Origin of the sequence: Qipengyuania nanhaisediminis (assembly GCF_045862805.1) — a bacterium.
In the GTDB taxonomy this organism is placed as follows: domain Bacteria; phylum Pseudomonadota; class Alphaproteobacteria; order Sphingomonadales; family Sphingomonadaceae; genus Erythrobacter; species Erythrobacter nanhaisediminis_A.
This window is the reverse complement of record NZ_AP025760.1, coordinates 740,358-755,471: the sequence shown is the minus strand read 5'-3', so window position 1 is coordinate 755,471 and position 15,114 is coordinate 740,358. Positions and strand designations below refer to the sequence as shown.

The window sequence follows — 15,114 nt, the reverse complement described above, 5'->3', positions numbered from 1 at the left end:
ATTCTCCGATCAAAGCTCTTGCGCCGCCTGCGGCCCCTTGCTAGAGGCGCGCGCCTACCGAGGGCGGCATCGCCGATGCGCCCTGCAAACCCGAGTGCGGTCGTGGCGGAACTGGTAGACGCGCAACGTTGAGGTCGTTGTGGGCTAACGCCCGTGGAAGTTCGAGTCTTCTCGACCGCACCATTTCCGGTCAAAGGTGGGCAATTCACCCTTTGACCGCGCGACTGCAGCAACCCCATGTTCGAGCGCTGCGGTCTCGCCCTCAATCTCGATCCTTGATCCAATCCGAATGCAGCTGATGAAAGCTCGCGCGATGCGCTGCCTCACGTCGCTATCGCCATGGATTAGGTTCTGGCGGACGATCTTTCCGAACTTGCGGACAGCAGTAGGTGTGATCTTGGCTGGTCCACGATCCAACTGCTGGCGCAGTATGTTCGCGGTGCTGTTCAGACTATCAATTTCCGCCCTTCTCTCCTTGATCCGCGAAGCGATATCCGGATCACGAGCGGAGATCGTGCCGATCTCGATCCCATCGTGCAGATTTGAGAGACGCTTACGTGCTTCGACGATCCTCTCTTCGCACTGTTGAAGTTCAAGGCGTTTGCGCTTGCGGGCGTCGTCAGAAGTGTCGAGGACGCGGCCGAGCAACCTCTCGAGATTGTCTTGATCGAAGATCTTTTCGGCAACCACTTCCATAACGAGCGGGTCGAGCTTGTCGGTGCGCACATTAGGACAAGAGCAGGAGGAAGCGCCGCGGTTGGTGCGTTCATTGCACTTGTAATAGCGATATCTACCGGAGCCTCCGGTCGCGACAGTCATGCCCGCACCACAATTTGGCACGCCGCAGTGAGCGATGTCGATCAGCAGCGTGGGGCCGTTGACGATGCGCGGAGCAGTGTTTCTCGGAGCGCGGGTGGCGCGAAGGGCGGCCACGTGATCGAATTTCTCTTTCGAAATGAGCTGGGGACACTCGACCATCGTCCACTCATCTTCCGGCAGTAGGTTCCCCCGCTCGTCGAACTTGTTGCCCGGAAACTCTCCTAGATAGTGAGGCCGCGACAGGATGCCCGCGATGTTCGAATTGTGGAACTTGCCGCCACGACGGGTATAGCCGCGCTTATTGAGGTATTCGGCTATTGCTCGGCCTCCCATTGGAGTTCCGTCGATACCGCGCTCGGCGAGGTCAAAAATCTTGCGAACGATCCGTGCTTCAGCTTCCTTGATGAAGAGCTTTTTCTTTTCTTTCTTTCCTCTGATTTCCACGGTGCGAGATTCATAGCCGAGCGGAACCGTTCCGCCTGGCCAGAACCCTTCTTCAGCAGTGCCCCTGAGACCACGGCGAGTGTTCGTTGACGCTTTCACAATCGCGTCTTGATCCTGCCAACCGGTCAGCAGCTGATGCAGCATGCCAAAGTGGCTGTCTTCGAAGGTCTGGTAGGCGAACAGACATTTAACGCCGGCTCGTTTCAGCTGACCTTGGGTGGTAACGATCAATTCGACGTCGCGCGCCAAGCGAGCCATGTCTGCTGCCACGATGTAATCGACCGGATGGTCCTCGCCAGTGGCGAGCAGTAACATCCGATTGAACTCGGGCCTCTTCCAGTCCGACCCGGAGAGTCCCGGCTCAACAAAGATTTCGATAAGATCGATGCCTTGCTTAGCGCAGCAATTCTGCAGATCAACTTTCTGCTGACGCAAAGAAGTTTTGTGTTCCGCCTGCTCTGCCGTGCTGACTCTGACATAGCCGTAGGCGCGGGGACGATTGGCGGGGCGATCAATTTTCATGTCTTCGACTCATTGTCCAAGCGGCATCGAGATTTGAGCAGCACCTTACTCTCGAACCTTCGAAAGGGCTTTTCTCATATGCGCTCGCCGCGCACGTAAGCTGCGATCCTCCCTCGCGATATGTTTCAATAGATCGAGCAAGAACCTACTGATTTCGTCCTGACAGGCGCCTTTCCCAGCCATTTTAGCTGCTCCTTTCGAATTTGTTGTTCGGCTGGGCTTTGGATAGCTAATCATTTAGTGTCTCCTTGAGAGCGTCCTCGCCGATAAGTTCAAGCGACAGGCGAGTGAAACCAATCCTATCCTTCCGCACTGATGATTTCGATTCCGGCAGTAATGAACCTATCCTCCAGCCTTCGCAGTTCAGTCATGGACCGCGAGAGACGGGTCTTATTTGCGACCACGATCGTACGCACGCCGCTGCTCTCCGCAGTCTTCAGGAGATGCTCGAGCTCGGATTGGCCGGAGCTCGCCGGACCAATGTCGGTGAACACTCGTTGTAGATGAACTCCATAGGAAACCGCTGCTCGCGTGATCGCGTCGTTTTGGGTTGCGATAGAAGCCGCCGCGCTCTGGCAGTTCGAAGAACAGCGCACATATCCAAAAGCCTTAGTCATTAAATATCTCCTTGAGAGCGTCCTCGCCGATAAGTTCGAGCAGCAGGCGGGCGAGGTCTTCCTCCGACGGAGGCCCCAGCCACTCGATTTCTGCATGTGCATTCTCGAGCGGCAGCGACGTCGTGCGCGCGCGACGGGGTCTATCATCCCTAGACATCGCCAGCATCCGATCCGTCGCGGCCGTCCCGATCCGAGTCAGTTCGCGCCGGGCTTGGTGCGGGCAGCCAGCACTTCGGCCACCGCATTGAGGACCGCACCGAACACGATTTCTGTCTCGGCTGGCGTGAACGACTGCGGGAGATTGGCCACGGGACCACCCGTACGCTCCGGCTCGAGCCACATCACTTCCCTGCTTCCGGGAACGAGCGTTTCCTCGCCGATGTGGCGAGCACGGCGCTTAAACTCGCGGCGGCCGACGAGTTTGAGCCGCTCTTCGATCTCGTGGTATTCCATCGGATTTCCGGCTTTGACGAGCGTTGCCACGTCATTCGCGAACCGGGCTACCCGCGACGGACCGTTCGAAACCGGAGACTCGACGTCGAGTTTTTCCCGCGCGTCGCAGGTCGCCTTGAGCACTTCATAGAAGCGGACCGGCGTGTGCGCCGGGGACGCGATGATCTCGCTAAGACGCTGAAACTTTTTCTCGGCTTCGGCGGCGCCCCGCAACTGATTCACGCGTGCGTCAGTCAGAATTGCATCATCTTCGAAGAACCGCAATTCCCGAGCGATCTGAGCGTTCGTGTACCCTTCGCCCCGCAGTATAAGCGCCCTGCGGGCCCTTGCCATGGGTTCCGGACGGGACGAGCCTGCATTGTTCTGGCTACGGATACGTAGCCCCTCCGCCACGCTGATGACCTCGATCGGGACTACCGTCTCGGAATCGATGAGGCAGATTGCCTCGGTGAGGCTCCCCCCATCGACGAGGCGGTATCCATCTACATCGATGATGACCGGAAACGGCCTCCAATTGTGGGGTTCGGTTGCCCGGAGGTGCTGAGCCTCGATATCCCTCGTGTCGTAATGGCGGCGTTCGTAGATGTCTGCACGGCGGGAAACATCCTTCGCCTTTGCACTCGGAAGATCACCACCGAACAGCTTGTCGTTGCCGTTTAGAGGCGGCTGCACTCCACCAGCGGTAGAGCTATGCTGTGGAGAGATTCCGTCGAGCGAGTGGGGGGTGCTTGAAGTCGTCATGGCAGTCCTCGTTGTTCAAGAGGACTGCGAAATTATGCAGGTTCAGACGTTTTGATAAACGAGTTTCGATCGAACTATGACTTTATAAATACCTACATATCAATAAGTTAAGGTTTCAATTAGTGCTGCTTCGCTTACACGCAATTTTCACCATGCGTCCGCCCGGGGTATCCAGGTCGTGACACCGTGGACTGGCAGTCCGAGAGATCGGGCCTTGCTCATCGGGTTGGGTGTTTCGACCAGTTTAGCTGCCAGCGATAGGGACAAGTCGATTTCACGAACGCCGAGGGGGTGCCCGTTACGATGGCCGGGATACGCATATCGGGGATCCAGCGTCTCAAGCGCATAACGCGCTTTATACCAAAACCGTTTTAGCGCTTCCGTCACTCGCGAGCGCGACCAGCCCTCCGCAAACGGAAATGCGCGAGCGAACGGATTCTTTTCCTCGTCGGCGAGGCCGTTGGTCAACAGCTTGTCATAGCGGCATCGCAACCTTGCGACATAACCATCGGCCCAATCCGAATCCTCGATCTGCTCGAATGGCAGATCAGAACCCTGAGACGAGAATGGATTGAACCTGTCGCGTGGGATCACGCGCTCGAGCAGGGGAGGAAGCTCTTTCCCCGCTTTCGATCTCGGCCCGCAATTCGGACTTTCGCGCTCATTGGCATGCGAGATGCGCGCGACCAATTCTGCTTGGGCCTCATCGGCGTCGATATGTGCAAGGATGTTCAATGCGACTCTGAATATCGCGGAATTCAGCGAGAAGCGCGACGAGGTCGTTGAAGGAAGATAGGGCGCAAAGCGGTCGTGGGTATGGAACAGGTACTGGATGATGAAGTGCAGCGGTGGCCTGCCAAGGACGAGATGCCAGCGTTCGCCTTCAGGAGCCGGAGCCTGGTGATGGTCCAGTCGCGCGCTTTTCAGAACTTCGTGATTCAGACGCGCGTGTCCGCCCCAGTCTCTTCGCGTGATCCGCTGCTTCCTGCTGAGCGCAAGGTGGACCATGTTCGGATCCTGGTCGCCGAAAATGAGGCCCTTCTTGCCAAGTCCCCCTTTCATGGTCCGGAAATCAGCGAGATGTGCGGCAACGTATTCGTATGTCCGTTCGAACTCGAACGCCTGTTCAAGGATGTAGAGCACCGCTCCGCCAACACCTTGTGCTTCGATTAGCGCAGGGAACCTATCGGCAAACTCGGCGGTCGGCGAAAGTTCGATCTTCTCTAAACTTCTGTGCAGCCGCACGAAATCGCGGCGCCAGGCGTGCTCCAGCGCCTTGCAATTTCCAGCGCGCAATAGTTCGTCTGCATAGAAAACGCGGAATGCGGAGGCTACGTCTCTCGCAGTTGGATGGTGGCAAACCCGCAAAGCCTCTTCGGCGATTGGGTCCATTGCCGCACGTTTAGGCATCCAGTCGCCACGGTGATACCCGTCGAGGTGCCGGAACCTGAAGTTGCAAAGCTCGTCCAACTCCTCTTCGCTCGGATGACCCCGCTTGGCGTATCTGGTATCGGGGTCTAGCCGCGTGGCCGCAGCCATGATGTCCTTATCGATCTTGGAACCCTTGATGAGCGGAATTCTCAACCCGGCAGGGTGGACAGGTGAGCATGCAGCAAGTGCATGATCCAGCGCCGTACTCATGCGGCGTTTCGCCTTGGCCAAGGTGGCGTTATTGACGCCTTGACCATTGGTTGACCCATCGACCAGTCCGGCTACGAGCAACATACCCGGTGAAGCCGGCGATAGACTTGGAAGCTTTCTAGGCATCGATCCGTTCCACGATCTCGTTGTACGTGCGGGCAGCTCGGATGAAGAGCTTCCAGCGCTCCTTCCGAAATTCCATCCAGCCAGCTTCGGTGAACGTCGTGTCGCTGAGCTGCCTGATGAAATCTGCGAGTAACGGCCGCAGCTTCCGGCCTGCTTTCAGAAGCTCTTCGAGATTTGCGATCCCACTCGCGGGATCGACATCATCGGGAAGACAGAATTCGGGTAGCGATGCGATGGCAGCCTTCGCCTCGTCCCAGCTCGTCGGGGACATCTTGCCGGCAGCGAAGATCGCCGCCTGCGCTTTCGAGACCTCCACCGGCTCGTCGTACTTGTCCGTAACCGAGAGTTCTCGCCACCAGGCAAGGCGCTTGCCAACGAGCTCGATCATCCGTTCGAGGTGCATTTCTTCAGCCTTGAGCTCGGCCCTCCGTAGGGTTCTCCAGCTCGAAAAGATTTGATCATGGTCGCCCTTCAGCAAAGCTATGTCGGTGTAGCGGCCCTCTTGCTGCGCTTTGACGGTCTCGGCTTCGATTTGCTCCAGCGCCCTAGAAAAGTCCGGCAGCGTGGAAAGCGTCACGCGCTCGCCGTCTGGACGTCGCCACGTAATATTCACGGCTGCACCTCGCGGTAGCGGGGGTTAGCGCCAACATCACGAAGCCATTCGAATGCTGCCCAGCGGTTTCCAAGCGCAGGGAAATCGAGCTGCAGGCATTCGCAGGTATACCGCACCATGGAAGCCTGTTTTTTTGTCGCGGGCTTGCGAAGCATCGCTGCCCGTTTCTCATCATCAAGGGCGGCGAAAAAGCTCTCGGTCTTTCTCATGTAGGCGTCGAACCGGCGACGCCATTCCGCGTGCCGGCCTTTTGCTTCCAGAAACCCTGCTGCGCGATCCAGAAAACAAAGAAGTGCTTCGCCTACGGTTTTCTTTTTTACGAAGGCATCCTTCCATTCGCCGAACAGGCTATCGTCGCTTAGCGCTTTAAGAATGTCGAGCGCGAGAAGGCCGTCGAGGCGACGCGCGTAATGTGCGGAAATACCGTAAGCGGAAAGGACGGCACCTGCAGTGATGTGGTGATAGGCGTCGTGGGCATCGCGATACACCACTTCGCCAGGTGTGATCTGCACCTTGCTGACGCGCGCTTCGATCCCGTCTAGAGTGACAAGCATCCTATCCAGTTCGCGCAAGTGCGCGCCAAGATCGTCTGCCGGTCCTTTGAAGTTCTGTTGTTCCATCTTTGGTATATAGAACGCGAAGCATCCTTACCCCAAGCATCTCGCCTTTTCTCCATTCGTTTTTCGTGCCGCATTAACGGGAAAACAGTTGCCGAACCCATGATGGCGACAGACAATCCCATTCATTATTTTAGCGCACTTAAGGAGGAAGTAGGGCGGGTTAGGCGAAATAAATGATGCACACTTAAGCGTCCGCTTCGCCCCGCCTTTCGCATACAACCCGCCCTATGAATTTGAAGTCTAAAACCGAAATGGATTGCCTGACCGTGGGCTCGCCGGAGCAGCGGCGCCAATGCGCCGCGCCGCGCGGCGATCTGCGTTACACGGTCATGGCGGACCGGCAGTGGAGGCGGGAAGCATGGGCCGAAGCTCAGCATGTGAAATCCGTGGAGCGTCGGGCGCGTGAAGAGGCTGAAGCGCAGCGCGAATGGGATAGGCCTCATCGCAATTTCAAGGTCAAAAAAGAGGTCACCTGGGGTGAGGAAAAGGGCATTCGCGCGAAGCGTCACGTCCTCCATCGCGTGGTCGCAATACACAGCGCTGGTGGCGCGCTGCCTCGTTATTCTATTGCCCTGACCGACACGGCCGGACGCCTCTTTGTCTTCCAGCGGATACGCTACTATTCGGCCCGCAATTCGAAGCTGGGGCGCGGTGCTGATGCGGCTCGCTATGCTATGAGTGGGGCGCATATTTTGGATGCCGGGAAGGTCTGCATCTCCAGTAACGTCGGCGATCATTACGACGAAATCGTGGCCGCAATGGACGTCGCCGAAGGCGTCAATCGCACCGTCTCGATCGACGCGAAAACGTTATTTCATGGCATCATGCAGTCCTGCCATGATCTAACACCGGAGCAACAGTTCGAGCTGGCCTGTGATTACGCCGAGTACGTATTCGGTCGACAGCAACTACCATATTTGGTCGTCCTCCATCCTCCGAGTGCTGAGGGAGATCAGCGAAATTGGCACGTCCACATCCTCTATTCGCTCAGGCCAATGACGAAAATTGACGAGGGCGAATGGGCTGTCGGCAAGTACCTCAGAACCGATCTCGATACCCCTGAACAGTTCTCGCGCCTTCGGTTCCTGTGGGCCGAAGCGCTCAATCACGCTTGCGAAAAGGCCGGTGTCGCAAAGCGCTTTACCCACCTCTCCTACGCCGCAGCAGGAGTCGATTTCATACCGCAAACCCATTTGGGCGAGGGGCTGACTGCCAAGGTCAGGCGCGGTGAAGGCTCTACTATCAACGAAGCGAACCATCGCATCGCGATGCGCAACAGTATGGTTCGGGCGGTACGAGAATTGAGGGCGAAATTCCTTTCTACGGCGTCCCACGCAAGGGGCGCAGTCGAGCGCTTGCACCGTGCCGTGACCTTGGCGCTGGATGTTTCGAATGCCTCGAGCGACCTAAATGCTCGGGCAAACCGTTCGAAGGTTCTGGATGCTCGACCGACGATTCCAACTGGACCGATCGCGGTAAATGACAACAATGCTTCAAGGGATTTGAAGATCGGGGGGCATTCGAACGTGCTCCCGTCTGCCATCGCAAACACTGCTTCGATCACACTACCATCGCTGAAGCCAGTGGTGGTGGATGAAGATACGATCCCAGCTCCAGCGGCGATTGGGGGAAGGAAGACGCCTTCTCCACAACCGCTTGAGACTGAGTACCGGCTTCCGGTCGCATACCCTGCCAAGGTCGGGATTACCGAACTGGTCCAGCGGATTGCAGTCTCTGCGCAGCTACCGAGCGTGATGTCGGCTCTTGCTGGCAAGCACAGCATGCTGACTCGGATCTGGGAATCTATGCTGTTCATTCCGGAGGCCTTGAATGTCTCGGAACCGGCAAAGATCGGCTTGGCCAGACTTAAACTTGAGGCCTCAGTACCGCGTTCGTTAGCCTCCTTCAAAACTGAATCTAAGTTCAGCGACGCCAAGCTTCAGTCAGCGTATGAGCGAAACCTGCCAGCACGCCCTCAAGCCTCGCTACCACAGGTTCCCAAATCGCGGCGCCTGTCCGACTGGCCTTCAGTTCCATCGGTGGTTTCGGTGAACGCGGGGCGGGCGACGACAACCTTGCGCATCCGCGTCATCGATCAACGTATGCCAAAAAGCATGCAGTCGAATATAGATGCGCAGTCGGTCAGGACTGGCGGAAATTCTGAAGACGCTTTTTCAAAGCCCCCCGCATCGCCCGCGATGTTGGAGGAAATGGGTTCAGAAGCGAGCTCAGTTCGTGTCCGGACAACCAAAGAAAGGCGGTCAATGCCCGCTTCTTCAAACCCCAATGACTTCGGTCCTCCAATTAGCACTAAAGGCCACGAGGTCCGGCGAGAATTTCCAACAGGAACCGACCCTTTCGTCGACACCCCTCATCGAGATTTTGCCCGCGCGCAGGGGCACGAGCGCAACGAGGAGGTGGAGGAACGCGAACCGGTTCGAAAGCCGAACGCGGAAGCGATACGATTGGCGGCTGAGGCCTTCACTGCGCGACGGCGGCTGCTAAGAATTCTCGAGCAAGAACGGCATGTCCTGATCAAGGATTCCGAAGGGAGAGTTGTTTTACCTGCAGCCCTCATGCAGCGCGCCCGTCTCGTCCCGGATCAGATCGCAGATGCGAAGATGCAGGACCAACTCATGCATTATTCCGGTCGGAATGGCGGAGAATTACAGGAAATCTCATATCGGATCGGCGAAGGACTACGGTTCGTGGAAGGATTCTGGCAACCGACGCATCCAGTCTCTGCCGAAGTGATCGACGTATTCCGCAGGTGGCGAGAATGCCCTGAAGTTCAGGAAGCATTGCGCAGAACGAGCCTGCTTCCTCGTGGCGGAAACCACAGAAACGAACCAGATGTGCGGCGGAAATTGTTTTTTCAAATCCTGTCAGATCGGGGCGAGGACGCACAGCTTGCCAACACGATTTCTGCTGGTCCGGTGGCCACTTCGCACAAGAAACCTGCATGGCCAATCGATCTTGGAAACGGCAGATGAGGGCCGCTTGCAGACATTTAGCTGTGCCGCCACAGCCTGACGAAACGGCCGTCTAAGAGGCTTGAGCTTTGTGTATTTCAGGAACCCGTAGCCACTCCAGATTCATTGGTCGGTCAGGAGGCTTAGATATGGACTATGATCTGGCAGTAATCGGGACCGGAACAGCGGCGATGGTATGCGCGATGCGTGTAGCGAAAGCCGGTAAAAGCGTTGCGGTTATCGATGAGAAACCCTTTGGTGGGACTTGCGCACTCAGAGGTTGTGACCCCAAAAAAATGTTAGTGGCCGGTGTGGAAGTGATCGACGCGCAGCAACGGATGGCTCCCCACGGAGTTGCAGGAGAAGCCCGAATAGACTGGCCCGAACTTATCGATTTCAAGCGCAGCTTCACTGATCCGGTGCCGGAAAAGCATGAGCAGCGATACAAAGAGGCTGGCATCGCCACGTTGCATGGCACCGCAAGCTTTTCCGGCTCCAATCGGCTGCGCGTTGGCGAGCGAGAATTGACCGCCAGCAATTTTCTCATCGCCACGGGGGCCAAGCCAAGGCGTCTCGACATTCCGGGCGAAGAACACCTCGTCGATAACGAGGACTTCCTCTCGCTGGCGGTCTTACCAAAGCGAATTGTCCTTGTCGGCGGCGGCTACATCGCGGCCGAGTTCGCCCATATCGCTGCCCGCGCAGGGGCAAAGGTTACCGTGGTGCAGCGTGGGCCCCGAATGTTGACCGGCTTCGAGCCGGAGCTGGTGGACTGGCTGATGGAAGCCTTCGATCGGATCGGAGTTTGTGTGGAGACCGATTTGGACGTGACTGCGATAGATCAGCGAGGTGACGACTATGTCGTTCACGCCGAAGGTGACGGCAGGGCAATGCAATTCGATGCCGATCTCGTCGTTCATGCTGCAGGGCGGGTTCCTGCCCTCGATCAACTCGATCTCAAGGCAGCGGGAATAGCTACCGAGAATGGCAGGCTTAGCCTGAACGACTTCCTGCAAAGCGAAAGCAATACGGCAGTCTATGCGGCAGGCGATGCTGCTTCCAACGGGCCGCCGCTTACCCCGGTATCGAGCCACGATGCGAAGGTGGTTGCGGCCAACCTTATCGAGGGCAATCACAAGAAGCCCGACTACATCGGGGTGCCAAGCGTCGCTTTCACGCTTCCTCCCCTCGCTCGCGTAGGGTTGAGCGAAGAGGAGGCGAAAAAGGCGGGCCGAAGCTTTGAGGTTAAGTGCGGTCGCGCCTCGGATTGGTATACCGCAAGACGGGTCGACGAACCCGTTTATGGCTACAAGACATTGGTCGAAGGCGATTCGGGTAAAATCCTCGGCGCCCATCTTGTCGGGCCGCATGCGGAAGAGGTGATCAACATCTTCGGCCTGGCGATCCGGCATGGGCTGACGGTGGAGGATCTTAAGACTACCATGTTCGCATATCCGACGGGCGCATCGGACATCGGCTATATGCTCTAGCGGACTGGCTCCTCCAGCATATCGATCACTGCACAGTCGCTCACATGCGAACCGGAACATCGGTCGACGGTGGAGGCCAGCAGCTCCTCGAGCCGCTTGAGGTCTTTTATCTTCCGGCGCACGTCTTCGAGGTGGTGCACCGCGATATCGCGCACTTCGTCACAACAAGCGTCTTCCGGGCCGCCCATATCGAGCAGCGCGCGAACTTCTTGGGGTGAGAATCCCAATTCTCGTGCTCGCTTGATGAACTTGAGCGATCGCAGATGCCTGTCGCCGAACACCCTGTGTCCGCCTTCGGTCCGCCCAGATGTTTCAAGCAAGCCGACCTTCTCGAAGTAGCGGATGGTTTCGATATGCACCCCGGTTTTTCGAGCGAGTTCGCCGATCGACCAATTTGCCATGTCGAATTTCCTTGATCCTGTAGTAGCTACAGGTGGCAATAGGCCATGGATCAACGGAGTTCAAACGTGACCGACCGAGTTTTTGATGAAATTGAAGCGGCGCAACCGGGCGAGCGCGTTCTCGCTGTGAGCAGTGCCTTCACCGGTCTGGCCGCATTGATTTCGGGCGCGGCCTGCTGCGTTTTGCCTTTGGCACTGGCAGCCTTCGGAATCGGGTCGGGGGCTTTAGGCTTTCTCGTCCCCTACCATTGGCCGCTGACCATCGCCGCCCTTATCATCCTCACGCTCGCCTGGGTGTTTCACTTACGAATATCGCGCAGCTGCGCGATGGATAATTGCGAAGCCTCATCGCGGATCAAAACGACTAGGATCGTCCTGATTGCTGCGACGGTTGTTATCTTGATTTCGGCCTCATGGGAATTGTTCGAACAACCGCTGATGCGGTGGATTGGAGGCACCTGATGCAGATCTGTTCGACCATTACCTGTCCCGAGTGCGGTCGGTCCACGACAGAGAGCATGCCGACAAATGCGTGCTGGTTTTTCTACACCTGTCCGCACTGCCAAGTACGCTTGAAACCGCTTGAGGGCGATTGTTGCGTGTTCTGCTCGTTTGGTGATGTACCATGCCCGCCGATCCAAGAGGCCCGAGAAGAGGGGCGCGAATCTTCCTGTTGCGGATAGCAAAGCCGATATTGTGTACCGTTACCGTTCAATTCGGTGGGCTACGGAGCGCGATGCCAGACCAAGCGCGATGAGAGGGACAACGATCCACATTACGATCGGCACTATGCCGATACCGAGAAGGGTGGGCATTCTCGCAGAATATCTCCACCCCCAAGCTGCGCCCGTTGCGAAGTGCTCCACCACCAGCGTGATGACCAATCCTGTCACAAGGAAGGCGATGACCGGCTTTCGGTTACGGCTACTTAGCCAATGGCGATCGTTCACGGTCCATGATGCAACGAAATAGGCAAATACCATAATGCCCGCGTCACCGAGTGAAGCGAGGCTGCAATTGATGGTTGTTTCCCATGCTGAGAGACGGCCCATCGCATAGAACGGCATCTGCAGCATTTCCCAGAGGAACGCGATCAGGTAGCCGTGAATCGCCAGCCAGGTTTCGGGTCTATCGAGTTTCTTCACCGCTTTCATCAGGCGGGCTGTTCTGCGACGCCGTCGCTGGTCGACAATCGCAGACCGCGCAGTCGCAGCGCATTGGCAATCACCGAGACTGACGACAGGCTCATCGCTGCTGCCGCGATCATCGGGTTCAGCAATAGCCCGAAAGCCGGGAACAGCACCCCTGCGGCGACCGGGATGCCAAGCGTGTTGTAGGCAAAGGCGAAAAACAGGTTTTGCCGAATGTTGCGCATCGTCGCCCTTGACAGGACGATAGCTTGCACCACGCCGGTCAGATCGCCGCGCACCAGCGTTACGCCGGCACTTTCGATCGCGACATCGGTGCCGGTTCCCATGGCAATACCGACATCGGCCGCTGCGAGCGCTGGGGCATCGTTGATACCGTCGCCTGCCATGGCGACCCGGCGTCCTTCGGATTTCAGCCTCTCGACCTCGCGGTGCTTGTCTTCGGGCGAGACGTTGGCGTGAACCTCGTCAATGCCCATTTCCTGCGCGACCGCTTCGGCAGTTCCGCGGCTGTCACCGGTCAGCATGACCACGCGAATGTCGCGCGCGTGCAATGCCGCGATGGCGTTTGCGCTGGTGGGTTTGATCGGGTCCGCCACGGCAATCAGACCAGCGGGCTTCCCGGCAAAAGCGACGAACATTACCGTCTGCCCCTTCGTCCGTCCGGCTTCGGCCGTACCCAGCCAGCTTTCGTCGCTGATCCCGACCCGGCGCATCATCTTTTCGTTCCCGATCGCGACCCGGCGACCGTTCACGTCCGCTTCGACACCCTCGCCCGTGGTCGAGGCAAGATCGGTCGCGTCTGCTGGCGACACCCCTCGTGACCGCGCGCCCTCGACTATCGCATGAGCCAAAGGATGCTCGCTACCCATCTCGACCCCGGCGACCGCGGCAAGAAACTCGGCTTCGTCGATGCCCTCGACAGGATTCACCGCCACCAGATCGGGCTTGCCCATCGTCAAGGTGCCGGTCTTGTCGACTACCAGCGTATCAATCTTCTCCAGCGTCTCCAGTGCTTCGGCATTGCGGATCAGGATCCCGTGCTGCGCGCCCTTACCCGTCCCGGTCATCACCGACATCGGCGTCGCAAGACCCAATGCGCACGGACACGCGATAATCAGGACCGCGATCGCGTTGACCAGTGCATAGGTTAGTGCGGGAGCGGGACCCCATATCGCCCAGACGGCAAATGTGACGACGGCGACCATCACCACGGCGGGCACGAACCAGCCTGCGACTTGATCGGCCAAACGCTGTATCGGTGCGCGGCTACGCTGCGCCTCGGCCACCATCTGGACGATTTTGGACAGCATGGTGTCCTTGCCCACGTTGGTCGCCCGCATGATGAACCCGCCGGTCTGGTTGACCGTCCCGCCGATCACCGTGTCGCCAGCGCCCTTCTTCACCGGAAGCGGTTCCCCGCTGACCATTGATTCGTCGATCGCGCTCGACCCTTCCTCGATCTCTCCATCCACGGGAACCTTATCTCCGGGGCGAACACGCAGTCGGTCGCCGGACTCTAGCTCGTCGAGCGGCACCTCCCGCTCGTCACCGCTCCCGAAGATTTTCACGGCTGACGGCGGTGCCAACTCGAGCAGAGCTCGCAATGCGCTCGACGTCGAACCGCGAGCTTTCAGTTCCAATACCTGGCCCAGCAAGACCAGCACGGTGATGACCGCTGCCGCTTCGTAATAAACACCCACCCGTCCGGAATGATCACGGAAGGCCGGCGGAAAGAGCTCGGGCATCGCGGTCGCCACCAGGCTGAACAGATAAGCGATCCCAACGCCGATACCGATCAGTGTGAACATGTTGAGGTTGCGTGTTTTCAGCGATCCCCACGCGCGGACGAAGAATGGCCAGCCGCCCCACAACACCACTGGAGTGGCGAGGACGAACTGCGCCCATTGCGCCCGGGCAGGTTCGATCAACTGGTCGAAACTGAGCCATGGGATCATGTCGCTCATCGCATAGACAAAGAGCGGCAGCGTCAGCAGCGCGCTCCACCAGAAGCGGCGGCGCATATCGACAAGCTCGGGATCGGGCCCATCATCCAATGACACCGTTTCCGGTTCCAACGCCATGCCACAAATCGGGCAGGAGCCTGGGCCAGTTTGGCGGATCTCGGGATGCATCGGACAGGTGTAGATCGTGCCCTCGGGCATATCCTCGACGGCGTTCAGGTGCTCGCCCGATAAGTACAGTTCGGGATCTGCACGAAACTTATCGTGACAGCGCGATGAGCAGAAGTAATGCTGGACATTGTCGTGCTCAGTGACGTGTTTCGCACCGTCGATCTTAACATCCATGCCGCAAACTGGGTCGACCGCGATACCCTCAAGGACCGGCTCGCCGCCCCTATCGTTTGCGTGTGACCTGTCTTCGCTCATGGACGCCTCCTTCTTGAATTTCGCCGGAGGTCTCGCGCCAATTAGTTCGGGCGCGAGACCCCCATCTTCCTATGTAACCCTGCAATTCGACGGATACGAGGGAACGACTGCTTGCAG

Annotated in this window: 13 protein-coding genes and 1 tRNA gene; 5 read left to right on the top strand and 9 right to left on the bottom strand. The window is 58.0% G+C overall.

Features of this window, described 5'->3' with window-relative positions; all coding sequences use genetic code 11:
* Positions 1-96: 96 nt before the first annotated feature.
* Positions 97-183: transfer RNA gene (locus ACKTSM_RS03715), tRNA-Leu, on the top strand.
* On the opposite strand, the gene ACKTSM_RS03710 is transcribed toward ACKTSM_RS03715, so the two are convergent.
* The 6 genes from ACKTSM_RS03710 to ACKTSM_RS03685 form a co-directional block, all read right to left on the bottom strand.
* A complete protein-coding gene (locus tag ACKTSM_RS03710) occupies positions 145-1,785 on the bottom strand; it encodes a recombinase family protein (protein WP_407875783.1) in 1,641 nt (546 codons plus the stop codon). The two genes, ACKTSM_RS03715 and ACKTSM_RS03710, sit on opposite strands and share 39 nt — an antisense overlap.
* 299 nt (positions 1,786-2,084) lie before the next feature.
* Positions 2,085-2,402 carry a recombinase family protein gene (locus ACKTSM_RS03705; RefSeq protein ID WP_407875782.1) on the bottom strand — a complete coding sequence of 106 codons (318 nt, stop codon included), beginning with the start codon at positions 2,400-2,402 and terminating at the stop codon, positions 2,085-2,087.
* Between the two features lie 195 nt (positions 2,403-2,597).
* Positions 2,598-3,596: a hypothetical protein gene (locus tag ACKTSM_RS03700; RefSeq protein WP_407875781.1), complete on the bottom strand. Its 999-nt coding sequence runs from the start codon at positions 3,594-3,596 to the stop codon at positions 2,598-2,600.
* A 147-nt stretch (positions 3,597-3,743) separates the two neighbouring features.
* Positions 3,744-5,237, bottom strand: a complete 1,494-nt coding sequence (locus ACKTSM_RS03695) for a hypothetical protein (protein WP_407875780.1) — start codon at positions 5,235-5,237, stop codon at positions 3,744-3,746.
* 118 nt (positions 5,238-5,355) lie between these two features.
* Positions 5,356-5,940, bottom strand: a complete 585-nt coding sequence (locus tag ACKTSM_RS03690) for a hypothetical protein (protein WP_407875779.1) — start codon at positions 5,938-5,940, stop codon at positions 5,356-5,358.
* 32 nt (positions 5,941-5,972) lie between these two features.
* Positions 5,973-6,596 carry a hypothetical protein gene (locus ACKTSM_RS03685; RefSeq protein ID WP_407875778.1) on the bottom strand — a complete coding sequence of 208 codons (624 nt, stop codon included), beginning with the start codon at positions 6,594-6,596 and terminating at the stop codon, positions 5,973-5,975.
* A 227-nt stretch (positions 6,597-6,823) separates the two neighbouring features.
* On the opposite strand from ACKTSM_RS03685, the gene ACKTSM_RS03680 reads away from it, so the two are divergent.
* Complete coding sequence (locus ACKTSM_RS03680) at positions 6,824-9,589, top strand: MobA/MobL family protein (protein ID WP_407875777.1); 2,766 nt, start codon at positions 6,824-6,826, stop codon at positions 9,587-9,589.
* Between the two features lie 128 nt (positions 9,590-9,717).
* On the top strand, positions 9,718-11,058 hold the full coding sequence (locus ACKTSM_RS03675; RefSeq protein WP_407875776.1) for a dihydrolipoyl dehydrogenase family protein: 1,341 nt from the start codon (positions 9,718-9,720) through the stop codon (positions 11,056-11,058).
* Here ACKTSM_RS03675 and ACKTSM_RS03670 read toward each other — a convergent pair.
* Positions 11,055-11,459, bottom strand: coding sequence for a helix-turn-helix domain-containing protein (locus tag ACKTSM_RS03670; protein ID WP_006834092.1), 405 nt, complete (start codon positions 11,457-11,459; stop codon positions 11,055-11,057). The two genes, ACKTSM_RS03675 and ACKTSM_RS03670, sit on opposite strands and share 4 nt — an antisense overlap.
* A 66-nt stretch (positions 11,460-11,525) precedes the next feature.
* Between ACKTSM_RS03670 and ACKTSM_RS03665 the strand changes: the two genes are divergently transcribed.
* The gene (locus ACKTSM_RS03665; RefSeq protein WP_156787454.1) at positions 11,526-11,921 is read left to right on the top strand and encodes a hypothetical protein; all 396 of its coding nucleotides are present in this window, start codon (positions 11,526-11,528) and stop codon (positions 11,919-11,921) included.
* Entirely contained in the window at positions 11,921-12,142 is a 222-nt protein-coding gene (locus ACKTSM_RS03660; protein WP_083800450.1) for a GDCCVxC domain-containing (seleno)protein, read from the top strand. Before ACKTSM_RS03665 ends, ACKTSM_RS03660 begins: the two co-directional genes overlap by 1 nt.
* A gap of 21 nt (positions 12,143-12,163) precedes the next feature.
* On the opposite strand, the gene ACKTSM_RS03655 is transcribed toward ACKTSM_RS03660, so the two are convergent.
* Complete coding sequence (locus tag ACKTSM_RS03655; RefSeq protein WP_006834094.1) at positions 12,164-12,613, bottom strand: hypothetical protein; 450 nt, start codon at positions 12,611-12,613, stop codon at positions 12,164-12,166.
* Positions 12,613-14,997: a heavy metal translocating P-type ATPase gene (locus ACKTSM_RS03650; RefSeq protein WP_407875775.1), complete on the bottom strand. Its 2,385-nt coding sequence runs from the start codon at positions 14,995-14,997 to the stop codon at positions 12,613-12,615. The genes ACKTSM_RS03655 and ACKTSM_RS03650 overlap by 1 nt, the downstream gene beginning before the upstream one ends.
* Positions 14,998-15,114 lie beyond the last annotated feature (117 nt).

What these genes read in the sequence shown, in the direction of transcription:
- ACKTSM_RS03710 (WP_407875783.1), bottom strand. Translation starts at nt 1,785, where the DNA reads ATGAAAATTGATCGCCCCGCCAATCGTCCCCGCGCCTACGGCTATGTC.
- ACKTSM_RS03705 (WP_407875782.1), bottom strand. Translation starts at nt 2,402, where the DNA reads ATGACTAAGGCTTTTGGATATGTGCGCTGTTCTTCGAACTGCCAGAGC.
- ACKTSM_RS03700 (WP_407875781.1), bottom strand. Translation starts at nt 3,596, where the DNA reads ATGACGACTTCAAGCACCCCCCACTCGCTCGACGGAATCTCTCCACAG.
- ACKTSM_RS03695 (WP_407875780.1), bottom strand. Translation starts at nt 5,237, where the DNA reads ATGAGTACGGCGCTGGATCATGCACTTGCTGCATGCTCACCTGTCCAC.
- ACKTSM_RS03685 (WP_407875778.1), bottom strand. Translation starts at nt 6,596, where the DNA reads ATGGAACAACAGAACTTCAAAGGACCGGCAGACGATCTTGGCGCGCAC.
- ACKTSM_RS03680 (WP_407875777.1), top strand. Translation starts at nt 6,824, where the DNA reads ATGAATTTGAAGTCTAAAACCGAAATGGATTGCCTGACCGTGGGCTCG.
- ACKTSM_RS03675 (WP_407875776.1), top strand. Translation starts at nt 9,718, where the DNA reads ATGGACTATGATCTGGCAGTAATCGGGACCGGAACAGCGGCGATGGTA.
- ACKTSM_RS03670 (WP_006834092.1), bottom strand. Translation starts at nt 11,459, where the DNA reads ATGGCAAATTGGTCGATCGGCGAACTCGCTCGAAAAACCGGGGTGCAT.
- ACKTSM_RS03660 (WP_083800450.1), top strand. Translation starts at nt 11,921, where the DNA reads ATGCAGATCTGTTCGACCATTACCTGTCCCGAGTGCGGTCGGTCCACG.
- ACKTSM_RS03655 (WP_006834094.1), bottom strand. Translation starts at nt 12,613, where the DNA reads ATGAAAGCGGTGAAGAAACTCGATAGACCCGAAACCTGGCTGGCGATT.
- ACKTSM_RS03650 (WP_407875775.1), bottom strand. Translation starts at nt 14,997, where the DNA reads ATGAGCGAAGACAGGTCACACGCAAACGATAGGGGCGGCGAGCCGGTC.